Origin of the sequence: Psychrilyobacter piezotolerans, assembly GCF_003391055.1 — a bacterium.
Lineage (GTDB): Bacteria > Fusobacteriota > Fusobacteriia > Fusobacteriales > Fusobacteriaceae > Psychrilyobacter > Psychrilyobacter piezotolerans.
This window is the reverse complement of record NZ_QUAJ01000060.1, coordinates 1-2,950: the sequence shown is the minus strand read 5'-3', so window position 1 is coordinate 2,950 and position 2,950 is coordinate 1. Positions and strand designations below refer to the sequence as shown.

General features: G+C 48.3%; 1 rRNA gene. It reads left to right on the top strand.

The annotated features are described in order from the left end of the window. The first annotated feature begins 5 nt into the window (after positions 1-5). Positions 6-2,949 (top strand): 23S ribosomal RNA (locus DYH56_RS15505). Position 2,950 lies beyond the last annotated feature (1 nt).

The window sequence follows — 2,950 nt, the reverse complement described above, 5'->3', positions numbered from 1 at the left end:
TAATAGGTTAAGAAATTAAGGGCGCACGGAGAATGCCTTGGTAGTAAGAGCCGATGAAGGACGTGATAAGCTGCGATAAGCTAAGACAAGCTGCAATTGAGCGTAATAGTCTTAGATTTCCGAATGGGACAACCTACTAGTTTGAAGAACTAGTGTGGAAACGGGAACCGGATGAACTGAAACATCTAAGTAATCCGAGGAAGAGAAAGTAAAAACGATTCCCTAAGTAGCGGCGAGCGAACGGGGAAGAGCCCAAACCGAGTAAGTGTGATAGCATGCAGGCGTTGCTTGCTCGGGGTAGTGGGATACAAAGTAGCAGATCTGCAAAGTCTGCGCTTGACTAATCGAGGTACTAGAATGAACTGGAAAGTTCAACCGTAGAAGGTGATAGTCCTGTATAGGGAACTCAGATTAGAGAGTCATTGTAATCCCAAGTAGCACGGGACACGAGAAACCCTGTGTGAATCAGCGAGGACCATATCTCGTAAGGCTAAATACTCTTACTAACCGATAGTGAATAGTACCGTGAGGGAAAGGTGAAAAGAACCCCGGGAGGGGAGTGAAATAGAACCTGAAACCGTGTGCTTACAAGCGGTCAGAGCAGAGCCTTCGGGCGTGTGATGGCGTGCCTTTTGGAGAATGATCCTGCGAGTTACGATCAATGGCGAGGTTAAGTATAACGGAGCCGAAGGGAAACCGAGTCTGAATAGGGCGAATTAGTCGTTGGTTGTAGACGCGAAACCTGGTGATCTATGCCTGTCCAAGATGAAGCTGTGGTAAGACACAGTGGAGGTCTGAACCCACCGTCGTTGAAAAGCCGGGGGATGAGGTAGGTATAGGGGTGAAAAGCCAATCGAACCAGGAGATAGCTCGTTCTCTCCGAAATGCATTTAGGTGCAGCCTTGATTGTTTAAATATGGGGGTAGAGCACTGAATGGTCTAGCGGGCATATTGCTTAGCGAAATCAATCAAACTCCGAATACCATATTTCAAGAGATCAGGAGTGAGACTATGGGTACTAAGATCCATGGTCAAAAGGGAAACAGCCCAGACCACCAACTAAGGTCCCAAATTATATCTAAGTGGGAAAGGAGGTGGAGATTCTGAAACAACCAGGATGTTGGCTTAGAAGCAGCCATACATTTAAAGAGTGCGTAATAGCTCACTGGTCGAGAGTCTCTGCGCCGACAATGTAACGGGGCTAAGATATAAACCGAAGTTGTGGAGTATACACTATGTGTAGACTGGTAGGAGAGCGTTCCGTAGGCCGTTGAAGGATAAGGGGTGACCCAATCTGGAGGTATCGGAAGTGAGAATGCAGGAATGAGTAGCGAGAAAGAGGGTGAGAATCCCTCTCGCCGGAAAACCAAGGTTTCCAGAGTAAAGCTTGTCTTCTCTGGGTAAGCCGGGACCTAAGCCGAGGCTAGATTGCGTAGGCGAATGGAAAGCAGTTTAATATTACTGCGCCACTGTAATTTGTTTGAGAGATGGAGGGACGCAGAAGGGTATGTGCGCAGACTGTTGGATATGTCTGTGTAAGCATGTAGGATGGAACCGCAGGAAAATCCACGGTTTTAGATCTGAGGTGTGATGCGGAGTGTTTGTAATGAACACGAAGGTACAAATCCCACGCTGCCGAGAAAAGCTTCTATTGAGAATTCCAGTGCCCGTACCGTAAACCGACACAGGTGGTTAGGATGAGAAATCTAAGGCGTACAGGCTAACTCTCGCTAAGGAACTCTGCAAAATGGCCCCGTAACTTCGGGAGAAGGGGTGCCATTAAAGGTGATAAATACACGCGATTTTGAGCTTTTGATGGCCGCAGTGAAGAGATTCGAGCAACTGTTTAGCAAAAACACAGGTCTATGCTAAGCTGAAAGGCGATGTATATGGGCTGACACCTGCCCAGTGCCGGAAGGTTAAGAGGAGGGTTTAGCGACTCAAATTGAAGCCCCGGTGAACGGCGGCCGTAACTATAACGGTCCTAAGGTAGCGAAATTCCTTGTCGGGTAAGTTCCGACCTGCACGAATGGTGTAATGACTCGAATGCTGTCTTGGCGGGAGGCCTGGTGAAATTGTACTACCGGTGAAGATACCGGTTACCTACAGTAGGACGGAAAGACCCCGTGGAGCTTTACTATAGCTTGGTATTGGGTTGAGATGTTATGTGTATAGGATAGTTGGGAGACTGTGATTGTGTGGCGCTAGCTGCACATGAGTCGCTGGTGGAATACCAACCATATAACATTTTGATTCTAATCTGTGATGTGTAATCATGGAGACAGTGCTAGGTGGGTAGTTTGACTGGGGCGGTCGCCTCCGAAAGAGTAACGGAGGCGTTCAAAGGTTCCCTCAGGTTGGATGGAAATCAACCGAAGAGTGCAATGGCATAAGGGAGCTTGACTGTGAGATAGACACATCGAGCAGGTGCGAAAGCAGGACATAGTGATCCGGTGGTTCCGAATGGAAGGGCCATCGCTCAACGGATAAAAGCTACCCCGGGGATAACAGGCTGATTTTGCCCGAGAGTCCATATCGACGGCAAAGTTTGGCACCTCGATGTCGGCTCATCGCATCCTGGGGCTGGAGAAGGTCCCAAGGGTTGGGCTGTTCGCCCATTAAAGCGGTACGTGAGCTGGGTTCAGAACGTCGTGAGACAGTTCGGTCCCTATCCACTGTAGGCGTAAGAATATTGATGAGATCTGTCCTTAGTACGAGAGGACCGGGATGGACAAACCTCTAATGTACCAGTTGTCATGCCAATGGCATAGCTGGGTAGTCACGTTTGGAATGGATAACCGCTGAAAGCATCTAAGCGGGAAGCCAACTCAGAGATAAGTATTCTATCATTGATAAGTCACCTTGGAGACTACGAGGTTGATAGGTTGGGGGTGTAAGGGCTGTGAAGTCTTTAGCTGACCAATACTAATATGACGAACACTTAACCTAA